This is a genomic window from Klebsiella sp. 2-CIP_Kleb., from assembly GCF_050378715.1.
Classification (GTDB): domain Bacteria; phylum Pseudomonadota; class Gammaproteobacteria; order Enterobacterales; family Enterobacteriaceae; genus Klebsiella; species Klebsiella quasipneumoniae.
In genome coordinates, this window is sequence record NZ_JBNRLG010000001.1 from 1,325,024 (window position 1) to 1,342,820 (window position 17,797).

The following is a 17,797-nucleotide window of genomic DNA, read 5'->3' on the forward strand; positions in this document are numbered from 1 at the left end:
ATAACGGGCTCTTAACACCACTCAAGGGAAAAGATTCATGGCATACTATTCGCGAGTTAATTAGCCCCGTGAATTCATGACTTTTACATTACGTCCTTACCAACAAGAAGCCGTCGATGCCACCCTCGCCTGGTTCCGTCGCCATACCGAGCCGGCGGCGATTGTCCTGCCCACCGGCGCGGGCAAAAGCCTGGTGATCGCCGAACTTGCCCGCCTGGCCCGCGGCCGCGTGCTGGTGCTGGCCCACGTCAAAGAGCTGGTGGCGCAGAATCATGCCAAATACTGCGCCCTTGGCCTCGAGGCGGATATCTTTGCCGCCGGTCTGCAGCGAAAAGAGAGCCACGGCAAAGTGGTGTTCGGCAGCGTGCAGTCGGTGGCGCGCAATCTCGACCAGTTTCGCAGCGAATTTTCGCTACTCATCGTCGATGAATGCCACCGCATTAGCGATGATGACGACAGCCAGTATCAGCAGATCATCGGCCACCTGCGGCAGGTTAATCCGCAGATCCGGCTGCTCGGCCTGACGGCCACTCCGTTCCGCCTTGGCAAGGGCTGGATCTATCAGTTCCACTACCACGGGATGGTGCGCGGCGATGAAAAGGCCCTGTTCCGCGACTGCATCTATGAGCTACCGCTGCGCTATATGATTAAGCACGGCTACCTGACGCCGCCGGAGCGCCTCGATATGCCGGTGGTGCAGTACGATTTCAGTCGCCTGCAGGCGCAAAGCAACGGCCTGTTCAGCGAAGCCGATCTTAACCATGAGCTGAAAAAACAGCAGCGTATCACCCCACATATCGTCAGCCAGATCGTGGAGTTCGCCGAAAGCCGCAAAGGGGTGATGATCTTCGCCGCCACCGTGGAGCACGCCCGGGAAGTGACCGGCCTGCTACCGGCAGGCCAGGCGGCGCTGATCACCGGGGAAACCCCGGGTCCGGAACGGGATCGCATCATCGAGGCGTTTAAAGCGCAGGAGTATCGCTATCTGGTGAACGTCGCGGTGCTGACAACCGGCTTCGACGCCCCGCACGTCGACCTGATCGCCATCCTCCGCCCCACCGAGTCGGTGAGTCTTTACCAACAGATCGTTGGCCGCGGCCTGCGCCTGGCGCCGGGAAAAACCGACTGCCTGATCCTCGACTACGCCGGCAACCCGCACGACCTGTACGCCCCGGAAGTGGGAACGCCGAAGGGTAAAAGCGACAACGTGCCGGTGCAGGTCTTCTGCCCGGCCTGCGGCTTCGCCAATACCTTCTGGGGCAAAACCACCGCCGACGGCACCTTGATTGAGCATTTTGGCCGCCGCTGCCAGGGGTGGTTCGAAGATGACGACGGCCACCGCGAACAGTGCGACTTCCGCTTTCGCTTCAAAAACTGTCCGCAGTGCAACGCGGAAAACGATATCGCCGCCCGCCGCTGCCGGGAGTGCGACACCATTCTGGTTGACCCGGACGATATGCTGAAGGCGGCGCTGAAGCTGAAGGACGCGCTGGTGCTACGCTGCAGCGGCATGGCCCTGCAGCACGGCGGCGACGAGAAAGGCCCGTGGCTGAAAATCACCTACTACGATGAGGACGGCGCCGACGTCAGTGAGCGCTTCCGTCTGCAAACGCCCGCCCAGCGTACCGCCTTTGAGCAGTTGTTTATCCGTCCGCATACCCGCACGCCGGGGGTGCCGCTGCGCTGGATAACGCCGGCGGATATCGTGGCCCAGCAGGCGCTGCTGCGCCATCCGGACTTTGTCGTCGCCCGCATGAAAGGCCAGTACTGGCAGGTGCGGGAAAAAGTGTTCGATTATCAGGGGCGTTTTCGCCGCGCCAACGAGCTGCGTTAATCACCCGAAAGCTGAGGTTTTGATTGCCCGGGTGTCGTTTGGCGGCTATAATGCCGCCCGCTTTTGCATTCGCAAAGCAGATAATCCGCCTGTTGCTGGGTCGCCTGTAGCAGGCTTTATATATAGAGAGACATCAATGTTTACTATCAACGCAGAAGTACGTAAAGAGCAGGGTAAGGGTGCGAGCCGCCGCCTGCGCGCAGCTAACAAGTTCCCGGCAATCATCTACGGTGGCGAAGCTGCTCCGGTTGCTATCGAACTGGACCACGACAAAGTTTGGAACATGCAGGACAAAGCTGAGTTTTACGGCGAAGTTCTGACCGTCGTGGTTGATGGCAAAGAAGAAAAAGTCAAAGTTCAGGCTGTTCAGCGCCACGCGTTCAAGCCGAAACTGACTCACATCGACTTCGTTCGCGCGTAATCGCCGATAGCAAGTTGTATGGCAAGCGCCCCGGGGTCTTCGGCTCCGGGGCGTTTTGTTATCCGCGCCGCCAAAGCTCCGGCGCCTTGTCCACGATGTCGCTAAGCATCCGGTGCTTATTCATTCCGGGCAGCCAGAGCATCACCATGGTGACGTTCAGCCCCTGACTGCCGACCTCCGTCGCGATTTCACTGACTCCCTGCCACTCGCCTGGCCGCAAATGGTCCGGTAAAAACCCCCAGCCCCTCCCCTGCTCCAGCGCATGGCGCAGCAGAGTAATTTCGTTCATATACAGCGTATGGCCGGAGATCTGCAGCCGGCGGGCAATCTGATCGTCACTGCGCCGGTGCATCACTAACTGCGGCGTCAACGAAAGATTCAATAGCGTCAGCGGCCGCGGAGCGTCGTGGAACAGGCTGTCCGCCGCGTAGAAACGCAGATCCACGGTGCCGAGCGCCCGCCACTCCATTTCGCTCCCCAGCGTGCGGTTGTTAGCCTGGCACAGCGCCATATCCGCCACGCCATCGCTCAGCGCCTGCTCGGCTTCGCGCCGCGAGGCGCTCCAGCAGCTCAGGCGGATCTGCCGCCGGGCCAGCGTATCGGCCAGCGCGCAGAGAAAATCACGTGGGATAAAGGGATCGTACACCAGACGCAGCGCCTGTCCGGTGGTTTGCGGCAGCGTTTGCGCAAAAGACTCGAAAGCCTGCGCCTGGCGCAACAGCAGATGCGCCTGACGAAAAAGCTGCTCGCCTTCGGCGGTTAAGGTCAGGGTACGCCCTTCCCGGTTGAACAGATGGTACCCCAGCGCGTCTTCCAGATAGTCCAGCAGATCGCGCAGCGTGGTTCGGTCTTTACCTAAACGAATGGCCGCCCGCGACAGGCTTCCGGTCTCGGCGATGGTGGCGAATGCTTCAATCTGCGCGAAAGAATATTGCAGGGTTTTCATCCTTCTCTCCCTTACGGGGGAAAATCCCCCCTGGGCTGATTTTAGCCGGCGCGCGCCGATTTATATACTGCGCAGCGAATCTATGGCAAACGAGGAAAGGAAGATGATAAGAAAACCACTGGCCCTGGCGTTAATCCTGGCGGCGCTGCCGGCGGCGGCAATGGCGCAAAACTGCGGCGGCCTGACGCTGGATGTCTGCCCAACGCCTTACGATCAAACGCTACCCGCGGCCAAAGACATGCTCAGCTGGGATCAGACTTCACGCGTGATTGGCTTTCGCAATGACTATCGCAACTATGCCGGGGATGTCTTCCACCACGGCGCCTCAGTGCCGCTGGAACGCGCTGAAAAACAATTGACCGATGCCCGCTATACCCTTAACGGCCACACCTGGACCCTGCAGGATTACCTGAAGCGCGAGAACGTCAGCGGTATGCTGGTGCTGAAAGACGGCAAAGTCGCCTGGAAATATCTTGGCGACGGCAACACCGATACCACCCTGTGGACCTCACGCTCGGTGGGAAAATCGGTGGTCTCGACGCTGGTGGGCATCGCCATTCAGCAGGGTAAGATCCACTCCCTCGATGATCTGATTACCGTTTATGAACCCGAACTGAAAGGCACCGCCTGGGACGGCGTGACGCTGAAGCAGTTGATGCAGCACACCAGCGGTGTGGAATGGAATGAAGACTACACCGACCCGCAGTCGCACTTCGCCCGCCTGACCCAGTGCGAGGCGCAGCCCGGCGCCTATGCCTGCGTGCGCAAGATCGTCACCGGCCTGGCGCGCCAGCATCCTGCGGGCGAGCAGTGGTCCTACTCTTCCGGCGGCGCCTGGCTACTGGGCGATATCCTGGAGCGCGCCACCGGTATGCCGCTGGCCGCCTGGCTTGAGCAGTCGCTGTGGCAGCCCGCCGGGATGGCCCACGACGGCGTATGGCATGCTTATCAGCAAGGGAAGCATGATGTTGGCGCCCATGGCTTTAACGCCACCCTTGAAGACTGGGGCCGCTTCGGCGAATTCGTCGCCCGCGATGGTCGGTTAAGCAACGGCAAACAGCTGGTGCCTGCGGGCTGGTTCGATCAGGCCGCAAGCTGGACCACAGCGCTGAACTCGGTCTCGGCGGCGCATCCGCAAGGTATCTACGGTTATCAGTGGTGGAATAACGCCATTCCGGCGAATGCGCAAAACGTCCAGCCGACGCCGCAGGAAGGGCTGAAGGACTCGCTGTGGGCGCTGGGTATCTACGGCCAGGTGATCATGGTGAACCGCGCGGAACACCTGGTGATCGTCCAGTGGTCGACCTGGCCGCAGGCGGAACCCTCCTTTAACGCCCAGCCGCTGGAAGCGGCGCTGATGTACAGCGCCATTGCCCGCGAGCTGCGTTAACCCCCCCAGCTCCTTGCCGCTCAGCCGGCGAGGATCGTGTCGGCATTCAGCGCCAGGTGCTGCAGCAGGATAATGGTTTTGGCATCCATGATCTCGCCATCGCGAATGGCCTGCAGCGCCCGCGCCAGCGGCCACTCCAGCACTTCAATGTCCTCACCTTCCGCCGCCAGCCCGCCGCCATCTCCCTGCCGGTCATCGGCCTGATATTCGGCGATAAAAAAGTAGAGTTTTTCGGTGACAGATCCGGGGCTCATAAAGACGGTGAAGACGGGCTCGATGCGCGTCACCCGAAAGCCGGTCTCCTCTTCCGCTTCGGCAACGATCCTCGCCTCCGGCGAGGCGTTATCCAACAGCCCGGCCGCCGCTTCAATGAGATATCCGTCGTGACCGTGAGTAAACACCGGAAAACGGAACTGACGAGTCAGGACCACCGTTCGCTTTTCCCGGTTGTAGAGTAAAATGACCGCGCCGTTGCCGCGATCGTAGGCCTCGCGGCTCTGCTCCTGCCAGCGTCCATCCCGGCGCTGCAGTTCAAAGGTATATTTTTTCAGCGTGTACCAGTTATCAGAGAGCAGCGTCTCGCGAATGTGGCGGACGTGCGGTGCATGAGTTTGCATGTTATATCCCCTTTAAGATGACAGCAGGCACCATAACATGCATAATCGTGCACAAACAAGATCACTCGTGAAGGAAAAATCATGCTCGCCAGTCAACGAAAACAGCAAATCCTGCAGATTCTTGCGGAGGAAAAACAGGTGATGTCCGGGGAGCTGAGCCAGCGGTTTAACGTCTCAGAGGACTCCATTCGCCGCGACCTGCGCGAGCTGGCGGCGGAAGGAAAACTGCAGCGGGTCCACGGCGGGGCGCTGCCGGTCTCCGCTGCCATCGCCCCTATTGAAACACGCAAAAGCGTGCAAATCGCCTCCAAGCAGGCGGTGGCGCGCGCCGCCGCCGCCCTGATCCAGCCGGGACAGGTGGTGATTGTCGATGGCGGCACCACCACCGCGGCGATGATCGACTTCTTACCCGCCGACCTCAGCTGCACGGTGGTCACCCATAGCCCCGGCATCGCCGTGGCGCTGGTCGATCACCCGCGAATCGAGGTGATCCTGCTTGGCGGCAAAGTGTTTAAGCATTCAGTTGTCGCCGTCGGCCCCGAAACGCTGGAAGGAATGTCGCGGATCAACGCCGATGTGTTCTTTATGGGGGTGACCGGCGTCCACCCGCAAGCGGGTTTTACCACCGGTGATTATGAAGAGGCAGGCATCAAGCGCGCGCTGGCGGCCAGGGCCGCGGAAACCGTGGTGATGGCCTCCCGGGAAAAGCTCAACGCCGCGTCGGCCTTTGCCATCGGCGAGCTGAACCTCGCCAGTACGCTTATCGTCGATGGGGATCCCGACGCCGCGCTGCGCCAGCAGCTGGTGCAGCGCGGCGTGGAGATCGTCCCCGTTCAGCGGTCGCGCTGAACGGGGCGCGGCGCTTAGTTGCCGCCGGAGGTCCGGCGCTGCAGCTGGTCGCGCAGGTTCGGCGGGGTGCCCTTAATGGTCAGAGTATCGGTGGCGGGATCCCAGAATACGCGTTCGCCCAGCAGCATCGCGTCGAAGTTAATGGTTAAACCGCCGCCGCTGCCGGCAAACTTGGTCAGCTGACGTAAGGTGCTGCGATCCGCCGGGAAGCTCTCTTCCAGTTCGTAACCCTGTTCGGCGGTGAATTCCTGGAAGCTCTTTTCGCTGACGCCGGCCAGCTCTTTGGACAGCGATTCCAGCTCAATCTCTTCCCCGGCCTGCAGCTGTTCGTTGCAGTACGCATAGACCTGCTGACGCACATTCTGTCGCTCGGATTTATCAAGCTGCGCGTCGGCGGCGAAGTCATCCACCGCCTGCAGCAGGCCGCGGTTCTGCGCTTTGGCGTTGAGGCCTTCGCTGGCGCCGAGGAAATCCATAAAGAAATCGGCCACTTTGCGCCCCACCCGCCCTTTCAGGAAGGTTAAGTAGCGAGTCGACTCCGGGTTGGTTTCCCACTCGGTCAGATCGATGCGCGCGACGATATCGGCATGGTTAATATCCAGATAATGGGTCGAGCGGATATCCAGCTCTTCGTTGACGCGCATACTGCTCAGGTTATTGAGCACCGCCACCAGCAGATACTCGACCGCCAGGTAACGATACTGGCAGAAGAGGACAATGCCCCCTTCGGCGAACGGGTATTTCGCCAGCTCATCGCGTAGGCGGCCGGTCGCCGCGCGGCTGAACGCCAGAAACTCCTCTTCGCCCTGACGCTGCAGGCGCAGCGCCTGCGCCAGTTCGCTCTCTTCATTGAACAGCCCATAGGCTTTGCTTTTGGCGCTATAAACCCGGTGCAGTTCAGCCATCATCTCGACGACCGTCGCGTTCGGCTCCAGCAGTGACTCGCGCAGCACCAGCTCCAGATTTTGTTCATCACGTTTGATTAACTGATGCAGGGCAATCTGGTCGATATCCAGACTCATGTTAAACTCTCCTTTTAGACCGGGCGGTATTCAACCACCGCCGGGTAGCCGACGCAACTGGCGCCACACATTTCGACGTCATGACTGACGATCGGTGCGCTTTTGCGCCGCGGCGAAAAAATGCGGAAAAAAAGCTGCTGCTACGGTAATATGTTGCCCTTTCACGAACAAACAGATTTTGAGTTTATGCCGCAAATTTCCCGCTATAGCGATCAACAGGTCGAACAGTTGCTCAGCGAGCTGACGAACGTCCTGGAATCACACAAAGCCCCGGTTGACCTTTCACTGATGGTGTTAGGCAATATGGTGACCAACCTGATCAACAGTAGCGTCGCGCCGGCGCAGCGTCAGGCCATCGCCCGTTCTTTCGCGCAGGCTTTGCAATCTTCGATTAACGACGATCCAGCGCATTAAGGATAACAGCAACAGTATATGGTGACTCTACGTCAGCCCTACCGAGAAAAAGTCTCCCAGATGGTTAGCTGGGGGCACTGGTTCGCCCTGTTCAACATGTTGTTGGCCATGGTGCTCGGCAGCCGCTACCTTTTTGTCGCCGACTGGCCGACGACGCTTGCCGGACGACTCTTTTCGTACGTCAGTCTCGTCGGGCACTTCAGCTTCCTGGTGTTTACCAGCTATGTGCTGATCCTCTTTCCGTTGACCTTTATCGTGGTCTCGCAGCGCCTGATGCGCTTCCTGTCGGTGATCCTTGCCACCGCCGGGATGACGCTGTTGCTGATAGACAGCGAGGTCTTTACCCGCTTCCATCTTCATTTAAATCCGGTGGTCTGGGAGCTGGTCATCAACCCTGACCAGAATGAGATGGCGCGCGACTGGCAGCTGATGTTTATCAGCGTCCCGGTCATCTTTTTGATTGAAATGCTCTTCGCCACCTGGAGCTGGCAAAAGCTGCGCAGCCTGACGCGCCGCCGCCATTACGCCCGCCCGGTGGCCTGGTTCTTCTTTTTGTCGTTCGTCAGCAGCCACCTGGTCTATATCTGGGCGGATGCCAACTTCTATCGCCCGATCACCATGCAGCGAGCGAATCTACCGCTTTCCTATCCGATGACCGCCCGTCGTTTCCTTGAGAAACATGGCCTGCTCGACGCCCAGGATTATCAGCGTCGCCTGGTGGAACAAGGGGCGCCGGAGGCGGTATCGGTCCAGTATCCGCTCAGTAACCTGCGCTACCGCGACCTCGGCGCGGGCTATAACGTGTTGCTGTTCACCGTCGACAACCTGAACTACTCGCGGTTTGAAAAGACGATGCCGGCGCTGGCGGCGTTTGCCAAAGAAAACGTCAACTTTACCCAGCATATGAGCTCGGGCAATACCGCCGACAGCGGCCTGTTTGGCCTGTTCTACGGCATTTCGCCAGCCTATATGGACGGTGTCCTCTCGGCGCGTATTCCCGCAGCGCTGATCACCGCCCTCAACCAGCAGGGCTACCAGCTGGGGCTGTTCTCTTCCGATGGGTTTAGCAGCCCGCTGTATCGCCAGGCGCTGCTCTCCGACTTCTCGCTGCCGAGCGCGAAGACCCAGAGCGACGAGCAGACCGCCAATCAGTGGATCAGTTGGCTGGACCGTTACGCGCAGGATGAGAATCGCTGGTTCTCGTGGATCTCGCTCAATGGCACCACCCTCGACGACACGCAGCAGCAGAACTTTGTCCGCCGTTATAGCAAGGCGGCAGGCGACGTTGATGCCCAGATCGATCGGGTGCTGACCGCGCTGCGCGAAGCCGGCAAGCTCGATAATACGGTGGTGATTATCACCGGCGGCCACGGCAAGCCGCTTAACGTCAAACACGACTCATTCGACTGGTCACGCGAGCAGCTGCAGGTGCCGCTGGTTATTCACTGGCCGGGCACGCCGGCCCAGGAAATTGCCACCCTGACCGATAACAAAGATGTGATGACCACGCTGATGCAGCGCCTGCTTCACGTTTCGACGCCGGCCAATGAGTATTCGCAGGGTGAAGATCTGTTCAGCGCCGCGCGGCGTCGGAACTGGGTCACCGCGGCCAACGGCGATACGCTGGCCATTACCACCCCGACCATCACCGTGGTCCTCAACCATAACGGCACCTACACCACCTGGAGCCGCGACGGCGAGAAAATCAAAGATCAGAAACCGCAGCTCAGCCTGTTGCTGCAGGTCCTGACCGACGAAAAACGCTTTATCGCTAACTGATTGATTAATTATGAATCAATCGCGCGCGACCCGCTTGCATTCGCCTGGGGAACGGGTAATATTGTTCCCCACGCGTCGGCACGTAGCGCAGCCTGGTAGCGCACCGTCATGGGGTGTCGGGGGTCGGAGGTTCAAATCCTCTCGTGCCGACCAAAAATCCCAGAGAAACCAGCCTTTTAAGGCTGGTTTTTTTATGTCTCTCTTTTACGCCCGTCCCCCACCTCGTTGAATTTGTGCCCTTTCCGCGCCACAGCTTATAGAGTACGACTATCCTGATGGTAAATTACGTCGTAGCATCTATTATTCGACCGTATGACTCATAAGCAGGAGCGGATGACATGAGAGTTAATGGACTTACCAAAGGATTTTTCATCCTTATCGTTTTCATTGTAACCCTGGCCTTTTTTGATGTTCTCTCACCCTACTATTCCGCCATTCTCTGGGCCGCGATCCTCGCGGTGATTTTTAATCCGGTCAAAAACAAAATTCGCACCCGCCTCGGCGAGCGTAATGGCCTCGCGGCGCTGATGACCATCGTCATTATCTGCCTTATCGTGTTTACGCCGCTGGCGATTATCCTGTCGTCACTGGCCTACGAGCTGAACGTGGTGTACAGCAAACTGCAGCATAACGATACCCAGTTCCCGACGGTGGTCGCCAGCCTGATTGCCCACCTCCCCGGCTGGGCCAGAAGCTTCCTGGCAGAACATAACCTTGATAGCGCGCAGCAGATCCAGCAGCAGCTCTCCGATGTCGCCCTGAAAGGTGGCCAGTATCTGGCCGGCAGCGCGTTTCTGATTGGCAAAGGAACCTTTGGCTTTACCGTCAGCTTCGGCATCATGCTGTACCTACTGTTTTTCCTGCTGAAGGATGGACCTTACCTGGTGCTGTTGATCCTCGAATCTCTGCCGTTATCCAGCTATGTGAAGCAGCACCTGTTCGCTAAGTTCGCCGCAGTGGCCCGCGCCACGGTAAAAGGCACCGTCGCCGTGGCGCTGGCGCAGGGGGCGCTGGGCGGCTTAGCCTTCTGGATCGCCGGTCTGGACGGCAGCATTCTCTGGGGGGCGCTGATGGCGTTCCTGTCGCTTATCCCGGCGGTGGGCTCGGCTATTATCTGGGTGCCGGCGGCTATTTACCTTTTTGCTACCGGCCAGTTGTGGCAGGGCGCCTTTATCGTGGGCTTCTTTGTCGTTGTGATTGGTCTGGTGGACAATATTCTGCGTCCGCTGCTGGTGGGCAAGGATACCAAGATGCCGGACTACCTGATCCTGATCGCCACTTTAGGCGGCATGGAGATCTACGGTATCAATGGATTCGTGATCGGGCCACTGATCGCCGCCTTGTTTATCGCCTGCTGGAATTTGCTGTCGGGACGGGAACATGCTGGCAACACCGATGAAATCGATGAAGAGTTTATTGAGGAGGCGAAAAATAGCCGTACTGAATAGCTTCTCCGGCAGGCGTCTGGCGGCCCGCCAGCGCCTCTGTTGCGCTCTGAACGCTGCCTTTTTGCCAGTAGATAACACTGTTCACTTTGCAAAAAATGGTAAATAAATCTTAACATTCAGCTAAGTGATGATAGGCTATCCCTGTCAGGAACGAAAATAAAGGATGATCAACCGTGAAAAAAATCACTACGCTAGCCGTTTCTCTGCTCACCGCCGCCTGCATGTCTGCCGGCGCCCTGGCCGCAGACCAGCCGCTGGAAAAAGTCGCGCCGTTCCCGAAAGCGGAAAAAGGCATGAAGCGTCAGGTTATTCAGCTGCCGCAGCAGCAGGATGAGTCGGCGTTGAAGGTTGAGCTGATGATCGGCCAGACGCTGGAAGTCGACTGCAACCACCATCGTTTTGGCGGGCAGCTGGAAAGCAAAACCCTGGAAGGCTGGGGTTATGACTACTATGTCTTTGATAAGCTGAGCGGCCCGGTATCCACCATGATGGCCTGCCCGGACGGCAAGAAAACGAAGAAATTTGTTACTGCCGGCCTCGGCGATGACGCTATGCTGCGCTACAACAGCAAGCTGCCGATCGTCATCTACACGCCGACTAATGTCGATGTAAAATATCGCATCTGGCGCGCCGACGAGACTATCGGCAACGCCGAGATCCGCTAAGGCGCGCAATTAAATCAGTAATAAAACAACGGCAGCCCGCAGGCTGCCGTTTTTGTCAGAGCGCGATGTCCGCCATCGGCTTGCCGCCGCTCAGCGGCTTCAGCTCCGCCTGCGGAGCTTCATCCGCCGCCGCGGCCGGCTCATATTTCAGCTCCAGCACTTCACTGGTCCACGCCAGCGCTTTCTCAATCTCCGCCGGGTTGCCATCAAGGCGAATACCGTAGGTCGGGATGATCGCCTTCAGCCTGGCCTGCCATTCGGGCGAATTCACTTTGTCTTTAAATACTTTTTCCATCAGCTGCAGCATGATAGGCGCCGCGGTGGAGGCGCCTGGCGATGCGCCGAGCAGCGCCGCGACGGTGCCTTCGTCATCGCTGACCACTTCGGTGCCCAGGCGCAGTACCCCGCCCTTCTTCGCATCGCGCTTGATGATCTGCACGCGCTGACCGGCCTGCCACAACCGCCAGTCCTCTTTCCGCGCTTCCGGATAGTATTCGCACAGCGCGGCCAGACGATCTTTATCTTTCTGCATCACCTGGCTAATCAGGTATTTCACCAGATCGAAGTTGTCCAGGCCGACGTTGAGCATCGGCAGGATATTCGAGGTATTGGTCGAGGCCAGCAGATCCCACAGCGAACCGTTCTTCAGGAAGCGGGTCGAGAAGGTCGCGAACGGCCCGAACAGCACCACGCGTTTACCGTCGATAATACGGGTATCGATGTGCGGCACTGACATCGGCGGCGCGCCCACTTCGGCCTGGCCGTAAACCTTCGCCAGATGGTGGTTTACTACCTCCGGATTTTCGCAGACCAGGAACTGGCCGCCGACCGGGAAGCCGGCATACTCTTTGGCCTGCGGAATGCCGGTTTCCTGCAGCAGGGTCAGCGCCGCGCCGCCGGCGCCGATAAAGATAAATTTGGCTTTAATAACCCGCTTCTGACGACGGTTGTCGGCATCCGCGAGGGTCACCGTCCAGCTCTTATCGGCGTTGCGCTTGAAGCGACGCACCACGGTGCCCAGCTGCAGGGAGAAATTATCATGCTTTTGCAGGCTGGCGATCAGCTGGCGGGTGATTTCGCCATAGTTGACGTCGGTTCCCATTTCCGTACGGGTGGCGGCCACCTTTTGCAGCGGGTCGCGGCCTTCCATCACCAGCGGCGCCCAGGCTTTGATCTGCTGATGGTCTTCAGAATAACGAATGCCGCGGAACAGTTCGCTCTGCTGCAGCGCCGCATAGCGCGCGCGCAGGAAGTTGACGTTATCTTCGCCCCACACAAAGCTCATGTGCGGCACGCTGTTAATGAATGATTTTGGTTTGTTCAGGACGCCGCGCGTCACCTGATGCGCCCAGAACTGACGCGAGATGTGGAAGGCTTCGTTGATGTCGACCGCTTTGTCGATATTGATGCCGTTGGCGGTCTGCGGCGTATAGTTCAGCTCCATCAGCGCCGCGTGGCCGGTACCCGCATTGTTCCACCCGTTTGAGCTCTCTTCCGCCACGCTGGACATCTGCTCAACCATGGTAATAGACCAGTCTGGCTCAAGCTCCTGCAGCCAGGTTCCCAGTGTGGCGCTCATAATGCCGCCGCCAATCAACAATACATCCGTCTCTTGCTCATGGCGGGTGTTGGTCCGAGTGCTGTTGGGACCAACCGCCTGTGAGCGTGGTACGGCCATCTTTTTATTCATCGGATTTGAGCCTTACTTTACTCGCTGTTTTATTTAGCGCAGGTGATACGATTGTCACCCCTCACGTTACCACCGAAGCTCAAAAATTTAAATATTGTTTAAATTTTAAGTTCTGTTTTGAGATCCGTTATAAAAATGTTTAATAAATGTATACACCAAATCACTTTTTGTACTGGTGCCCTGGCAGATTCCGCGCTATCATCCCTGGTTTTGTGACAGACCGCACGGAAGCAGGGCCTGACACCGCTCCTCCTTTTTTTATAATCTGCGAACTTTTTTTATGCCCCCAGTTTCAGACCCCGCCGCTTCCGGCAACCTGCGTCCAATCCTTCGTTCTCCGTCGCTGCTGACGCGCGAAGTCCTGGCCGGCGTGCTCACCGCCCTGGCGTTAATTCCTGAAGTGATTTCGTTTTCGGTTATTGCCGGCGTTGACCCGCAGGTGAGCCTGATTGCTTCCGTCGTGCTCTGTCTGGCGATGTCGCTACTCGGCGGACGCCCGGCGATGGTCACCGCCGCCGCGGGATCAGTGGCGCTGGTCATTGGCCCGATGGTGCATCAGCACGGCGTGGGTTACATTCTGCCAGCCGTCATTCTGGCGGGTATGATTCAAATTTTGTTTGGTCTGTGCGGCATGGCGCGCCTGATGCGCTTTATTCCCCCGGCGGTGATGACCGGGTTCGTCAACGCCCTCGGGATCCTGATTTTCTTCGCCCAGGTGCCGCACTTCTGGAGCCGCCAGCCGCTGATCGTCGGCCTGTTCGTCCTGACGCTGCTTATCGTTCTGTGGGCGCCGCGCTTTATTAAGACTATCCCGGCGCCGCTGATCGCCATCGTCGCGCTCACTCTCTATACCGCGACCACCGGCCAGCTGCTGCCGACCGTGGGTGATGAAGGGTCAATGAGCGGCGGCCTGCCGGGGTTCACCGCCCTGACCGTTCCCCTGAACCTGACCACCCTGCAGATAATCTGGCCGTGCGCCCTCAGCATCGCCTTTGTCGGCCTCATGGAGTCTCTGCTGACGGCTAAGCTGGTGGATGACCTGACCCATACGCCGTCGAATAAATCGCGCGAGAGCGCCGGGCTGGGGATCGCCAACATCCTCGCCGGCTGTTATGGCGGTATCGCGGGCTGCGCGATGATCGGCCAGACTATCGTTAACGTGGAAATGGGCAAAGCCCGTAGCCGTCTCTCAACGGTTATCGCCGGCCTGGTGCTGCTCCTGCTGGTGACAGCGCTCAGCCAGGTGATGGCGAAAATCCCGATGGCGGTCCTGGCCGGGGTGATGGTGATCGTGGCGGTGAAGACCTTTAGCTGGCACAGCATTCTCCCGGGCGAGCTGGCGCGCAATCCGTGGCCGGAAACGCTGGTGATGCTGGTGACCGTCGCCGCGACGGTGGGAACCAGCAATCTGGCGATTGGCGTGCTGGCGGGGATTGTCGCGATGGCGATCATCCCCCGCCGCCTGCGGGCAAAAGCGCAGGCTACATCAGAAACAGCGTCGCCAGACCCAGAAAAATAAAGAAGCCGCCGGTGTCGGTGATAGCGGTAATCATTACGCTGGAGCCGACCGCCGGGTCACGCCCCAGCTTCACCATGACCATCGGGATTATCACGCCCATCATCGCCGCCATCAGCAGGTTGAGCATCATGGCCAGCGTCATCACCCCGCCAAGCTGCGGATCGTCATACAGCCACCAGGTGATGGCCCCCATGATCCCGCCCCACACCAGGCCATTAATCAGTGCAACGCCCATTTCACGCAGGATCAGAAAGGTAAAGCTGCCGGGCTGGATCTGCTGCAGCGCCATCGCCCGAACGATCATGGTGATCGTCTGGTTGCCGGTATTGCCGCCGATCCCGGCGACGATCGGCATCAGCGAGGCCAGCGCCACCAGCTGTGAAATGGTATGTTCGAAGCCGTCGATGACCCTGGAAGCGATAAACGCCGTACACAGGTTCACCGCCAGCCACGCCCAGCGCGTTTTCACCGCTTTGCTGACCGGGGCGAAGACATCTTCTTCATCGCTCAGGCCGCCCATCCGCCGCAGATCGTTGTCGGTCTCTTCATAGACCACATCGACGATCTCATCGATGGTCAGACGGCCGATCAGTTTGCCATCGGCATCGATAACGGCGGCGCTGAGCAAGTCATCACGCTCGAAGGTGCGCGCCACCTTCTCCGCTTCTTCATGCGGCTGAAAGGTGACCGGATCGCCCTCCATCACCTCCCCCACCCGCTTCTGCGCATCGTTGAGCAGAATGGTCTGCAGCTCCAGCTCGCCGAGCAGCAGCTTATTGCGGGTGGTGACGAACAGTTTATCGGTGTTCTCCGGCATTTTCCCGAGACGCCGCAGATAGCGCTGGACCGCCGCCAGGGTGGCCTCCGGCCGCACCGTAATGACCTCAAACTCCATGATCGACCCGACGCTGTTGTCGGCATAGCGCATAATCTGGCGAATACGGGCGCGCTTCTCAGCCGGCAGGGTCGCCAGCAACCGTCCGGTCAGATTGCGCGGCAGATGCTGCAGCAGGTAAACCTGTTCATCGATATCCAGCGGCTGCATCGCCTGCAGCAGCTCGTGGTCGCTCATCTTATCGATGAGGTCGCCCCAGACGTTTTCTGAAGCTTCCAGCAGCACTTCGCCGCGTTTATCGTCGGGCACCAGGCACCACAGCGCGGTGCGGGCGTCATAGGGGAGCGCTTCCAGCGCATCGGCGAGATCCGGCGGCGGCAGATGCGAGACCAGCATTTCCACTTCAGCCAGGTCATCGGCCAGCGTCCCTTCATCGTAACGTTCGGCCAGCGTCAGTTTGCCCAGCAGCGCGGAGGTCACCGCTTTATCGGTGCTCAAGAGCCAAATCAGACGGGCGCGCTCTTCGTCACGCAAGCGGGCGCTTTTTTTATGCAAAACGGACATCGGTCAGGCAATCCTTTTGAGAATAGTGAGCCGGCCTGCGGGCCGGAAGCCTTAAGCATAGCGCGAGGAGGGGGAAATAATAACCGTCAGCACTGTAGACGCTGAAAATTTCAGCGGCGCCCGGCTTTCCCCGGGCGCGCAGCGTGAATCAGGCCGTGCGGGCCACCGCATCGCGGGAGGCCTGCGCCCGCTCTTCGCCAGTGAGCTCGGACAGCTGCCCGGCACGCATCTCCAGCAGGCGATCGGCGTGCTGGAAGTAGTGATCGTCATGGCTGATGGCAAACACGGTTTTCCCCATCTGCTTCATCAGCGGCAGCAGGACCTGGTAGAACTCGCGGCGGAAATGCGGATCCTGATCCGCCGCCCATTCATCCAGCAGAATGATATCCCGGGACTCGGCCAGCGCCAGCAGGAGCGCCACGCGCTTCTTCTGCCCTTTCGACAGCCGCAGGTCGCCGATCTTACCGTTTTCCAGCTGCAGCTTGTGGGCCATTTGCAGACGCTCCAGCCACGTTGCCACCAGCGCCGGATCGGCCTCTTCGCCCTGCGGCCCGAGCAGACGGTCGAACAACCAGACGTCAGTAAACACCGCGGAGAACAGTTTGCGGTACGCCTCCGGTTTATCCGCCGCCAGCGGCTGGCCGTCCACCAGAATCTGACCGGAAACCGGCTGATACAGGCCGGTCAGGAGCATCGCCAGGGTTGACTTGCCGCTGCCGTTGCCGCCGATCAGAAACACCAGTTCGCCGCGTTTTAGCGTCAGGTTAAGCGGCCCTACCGCAAAGCGATGGTCCGGATAATGGAAAGTGACATCGCGCAGCTCCAGCGTCTGCCAGTCAGCCTGCGGCTGCGGCCGGGGGAAATCCGCCCGGTAAGGGGCGAGCGAGAACTGGCGCAGCTTATTAAACGCCACCTGGGCGCTAAGCAGCGTGGGCAGCGCGCCGACGGCGGAGAGCAGCGGCGTGCGCAAAAACAGCAGCGTCAGGGAGTAGGTCGCCGCCACGGCGGTATCGGCCCAGCCGAGGCTGTTGGCCATCCAGAACACCAGCCCGATGGCGCCAAGCATCATAATATTCGACCAGTTGACCGCGCTGAGATGGAAGGTATCGGCGCGAACGATGTGGTGCCGGTAGTCGCGGGCGTCCGGGAGATAGAGCTGATTAAACACGTACTCCGCGCGCTCCCGGTTGAGGGTCAGCTCTTTGCGCCCTTCCAGCACCGTCTGGTAGTCGTGATAGAGCTTATCTTCCGTTTCGCGCAGGCTGGCCATATGTTTGTACACCCGCGACACCAGCACAAAGCCGCCCCAGATGGTGAGCGCCATCCACAGGGCCGTCACCAGCATCATTTTTCCTGACAGCCAGGCCAGATAAGCGGCGGAGCCGAAGGTGAGAATGATCCCCTGCACCAGCTCAGGGAGGCGTACAAAGGCGATGGTAATATTGCGGATATCGCTGGTCAGCCCGGCAAGCAGCGACGCGCTGCCGATCTTCTCCACCTGTTCAATCTGGGTATCGAGGATGCGTTTCACAAACTCGCCGCGCAGGCGATAAACAAAATGGTGGCCGAGGGTGGTCAGCGCCAGCTGCGAACCCAGGGTCACCGCCATTAACAGCCCCAGCAGGCCAAGAAATTCCGGCAGCACCCGCAGCGAGGTATCGACAGTGGCGATCAGGCGCATGTTAATAAAAGCGATTAAGCCGATACCCAGCGCGGCGCTGAGCAGGCTAAGGGCAATAACGCCCAGAAACGGCCAGCGATACTGGCGCCAGACGAGAGAAAGAAGTTCCATAACAGGCTATCC

At 59.3% G+C, this 17,797-nt stretch carries 15 protein-coding genes and 1 tRNA gene; 10 read left to right on the forward strand and 6 right to left on the reverse strand.

Annotated elements, in window-relative coordinates:
• Positions 1-76: 76 nt before the first annotated feature.
• Together ACQUTP_RS06465 and rplY are read left to right on the forward strand one after the other, a co-directional pair.
• A complete protein-coding gene (locus ACQUTP_RS06465) occupies positions 77-1,834 on the forward strand; it encodes a DEAD/DEAH box helicase (RefSeq protein WP_080847695.1) in 1,758 nt (585 codons plus the stop codon).
• A gap of 136 nt (positions 1,835-1,970) precedes the next feature.
• Positions 1,971-2,255 (forward strand): 50S ribosomal protein L25, encoded by a 285-nt coding sequence (gene rplY, locus ACQUTP_RS06470; RefSeq protein ID WP_004201664.1) that lies wholly within the window; start codon positions 1,971-1,973, stop codon positions 2,253-2,255.
• A 58-nt stretch (positions 2,256-2,313) separates the two neighbouring features.
• Here the strand turns inward: rplY and ACQUTP_RS06475 are convergent, their stop codons facing one another.
• Complete coding sequence (locus tag ACQUTP_RS06475) at positions 2,314-3,201, reverse strand: LysR family transcriptional regulator (RefSeq protein WP_065697564.1); 888 nt, start codon at positions 3,199-3,201, stop codon at positions 2,314-2,316.
• A 103-nt stretch (positions 3,202-3,304) separates the two neighbouring features.
• On the opposite strand from ACQUTP_RS06475, the gene ACQUTP_RS06480 reads away from it, so the two are divergent.
• Positions 3,305-4,591, forward strand: coding sequence for a serine hydrolase domain-containing protein (locus ACQUTP_RS06480; RefSeq protein WP_064178374.1), 1,287 nt, complete (start codon positions 3,305-3,307; stop codon positions 4,589-4,591).
• Positions 4,592-4,611: 20 nt separating this feature from the next.
• Here the strand turns inward: ACQUTP_RS06480 and ACQUTP_RS06485 are convergent, their stop codons facing one another.
• Complete coding sequence (locus tag ACQUTP_RS06485) at positions 4,612-5,208, reverse strand: NUDIX domain-containing protein (RefSeq protein WP_154981905.1); 597 nt, start codon at positions 5,206-5,208, stop codon at positions 4,612-4,614.
• 81 nt (positions 5,209-5,289) lie between these two features.
• On the opposite strand from ACQUTP_RS06485, the gene ACQUTP_RS06490 reads away from it, so the two are divergent.
• Complete coding sequence (locus ACQUTP_RS06490) at positions 5,290-6,057, forward strand: DeoR/GlpR family DNA-binding transcription regulator (protein ID WP_285755097.1); 768 nt, start codon at positions 5,290-5,292, stop codon at positions 6,055-6,057.
• Positions 6,058-6,071: 14 nt separating this feature from the next.
• Here ACQUTP_RS06490 and yejK read toward each other — a convergent pair whose 3' ends face one another.
• Entirely contained in the window at positions 6,072-7,079 is a 1,008-nt protein-coding gene (gene yejK, locus ACQUTP_RS06495) for a nucleoid-associated protein YejK (RefSeq protein ID WP_004144267.1), read from the reverse strand.
• A gap of 186 nt (positions 7,080-7,265) precedes the next feature.
• Here yejK and ACQUTP_RS06500 point away from each other — a divergent pair, with 186 nt between their 5' ends.
• From ACQUTP_RS06500 to eco, 5 genes are all read left to right on the forward strand, one after another.
• Positions 7,266-7,493 (forward strand): YejL family protein, encoded by a 228-nt coding sequence (locus ACQUTP_RS06500; protein ID WP_004195346.1) that lies wholly within the window; start codon positions 7,266-7,268, stop codon positions 7,491-7,493.
• Positions 7,494-7,511: 18 nt separating this feature from the next.
• On the forward strand, positions 7,512-9,272 hold the full coding sequence (yejM, locus tag ACQUTP_RS06505; protein ID WP_080847690.1) for an LPS biosynthesis-modulating metalloenzyme YejM: 1,761 nt from the start codon (positions 7,512-7,514) through the stop codon (positions 9,270-9,272).
• 76 nt (positions 9,273-9,348) lie between these two features.
• Positions 9,349-9,425, forward strand: a tRNA-Pro gene (locus ACQUTP_RS06510).
• 185 nt (positions 9,426-9,610) lie between these two features.
• Positions 9,611-10,720 carry an AI-2E family transporter gene (locus ACQUTP_RS06515; protein WP_004201670.1) on the forward strand — a complete coding sequence of 370 codons (1,110 nt, stop codon included), beginning with the start codon at positions 9,611-9,613 and terminating at the stop codon, positions 10,718-10,720.
• Positions 10,721-10,893: 173 nt separating this feature from the next.
• The gene (gene eco, locus ACQUTP_RS06520) at positions 10,894-11,385 is read left to right on the forward strand and encodes a serine protease inhibitor ecotin (RefSeq protein ID WP_004201671.1); all 492 of its coding nucleotides are present in this window, start codon (positions 10,894-10,896) and stop codon (positions 11,383-11,385) included.
• 55 nt (positions 11,386-11,440) lie between these two features.
• Here eco and mqo read toward each other — a convergent pair whose 3' ends face one another.
• Positions 11,441-13,075 (reverse strand): malate dehydrogenase (quinone), encoded by a 1,635-nt coding sequence (mqo, locus tag ACQUTP_RS06525; RefSeq protein WP_017899305.1) that lies wholly within the window; start codon positions 13,073-13,075, stop codon positions 11,441-11,443.
• Between the two features lie 280 nt (positions 13,076-13,355).
• On the opposite strand from mqo, the gene ACQUTP_RS06530 reads away from it, so the two are divergent.
• Entirely contained in the window at positions 13,356-14,594 is a 1,239-nt protein-coding gene (locus ACQUTP_RS06530) for a SulP family inorganic anion transporter (RefSeq protein WP_004201673.1), read from the forward strand.
• Here ACQUTP_RS06530 and mgtE read toward each other — a convergent pair.
• Together mgtE and ACQUTP_RS06540 are read right to left on the reverse strand one after the other, a co-directional pair.
• Positions 14,557-15,993 (reverse strand): magnesium transporter, encoded by a 1,437-nt coding sequence (gene mgtE / locus ACQUTP_RS06535; protein ID WP_004201674.1) that lies wholly within the window; start codon positions 15,991-15,993, stop codon positions 14,557-14,559. The genes ACQUTP_RS06530 and mgtE overlap by 38 nt on opposite strands.
• Before the next feature lie 148 nt (positions 15,994-16,141).
• A complete protein-coding gene (locus ACQUTP_RS06540) occupies positions 16,142-17,785 on the reverse strand; it encodes a multidrug ABC transporter permease/ATP-binding protein (RefSeq protein WP_049116727.1) in 1,644 nt (547 codons plus the stop codon).
• Positions 17,786-17,797: the final 12 nt, after the last annotated feature.

Coding starts and splice junctions, on each gene's coding strand:
- ACQUTP_RS06465 (WP_080847695.1), top strand. CDS start 77: ATGACTTTTACATTACGTCCTTACCAACAAGAAGCCGTCGATGCCACC.
- rplY (WP_004201664.1), top strand. CDS start 1,971: ATGTTTACTATCAACGCAGAAGTACGTAAAGAGCAGGGTAAGGGTGCG.
- ACQUTP_RS06475 (WP_065697564.1), bottom strand. CDS start 3,201: ATGAAAACCCTGCAATATTCTTTCGCGCAGATTGAAGCATTCGCCACC.
- ACQUTP_RS06480 (WP_064178374.1), top strand. CDS start 3,305: ATGATAAGAAAACCACTGGCCCTGGCGTTAATCCTGGCGGCGCTGCCG.
- ACQUTP_RS06485 (WP_154981905.1), bottom strand. CDS start 5,208: ATGCAAACTCATGCACCGCACGTCCGCCACATTCGCGAGACGCTGCTC.
- ACQUTP_RS06490 (WP_285755097.1), top strand. CDS start 5,290: ATGCTCGCCAGTCAACGAAAACAGCAAATCCTGCAGATTCTTGCGGAG.
- yejK (WP_004144267.1), bottom strand. CDS start 7,079: ATGAGTCTGGATATCGACCAGATTGCCCTGCATCAGTTAATCAAACGT.
- ACQUTP_RS06500 (WP_004195346.1), top strand. CDS start 7,266: ATGCCGCAAATTTCCCGCTATAGCGATCAACAGGTCGAACAGTTGCTC.
- yejM (WP_080847690.1), top strand. CDS start 7,512: ATGGTGACTCTACGTCAGCCCTACCGAGAAAAAGTCTCCCAGATGGTT.
- ACQUTP_RS06515 (WP_004201670.1), top strand. CDS start 9,611: ATGAGAGTTAATGGACTTACCAAAGGATTTTTCATCCTTATCGTTTTC.
- mqo (WP_017899305.1), bottom strand. CDS start 13,075: ATGAATAAAAAGATGGCCGTACCACGCTCACAGGCGGTTGGTCCCAAC.
- ACQUTP_RS06530 (WP_004201673.1), top strand. CDS start 13,356: ATGCCCCCAGTTTCAGACCCCGCCGCTTCCGGCAACCTGCGTCCAATC.
- mgtE (WP_004201674.1), bottom strand. CDS start 15,993: ATGTCCGTTTTGCATAAAAAAAGCGCCCGCTTGCGTGACGAAGAGCGC.
- ACQUTP_RS06540 (WP_049116727.1), bottom strand. CDS start 17,785: ATGGAACTTCTTTCTCTCGTCTGGCGCCAGTATCGCTGGCCGTTTCTG.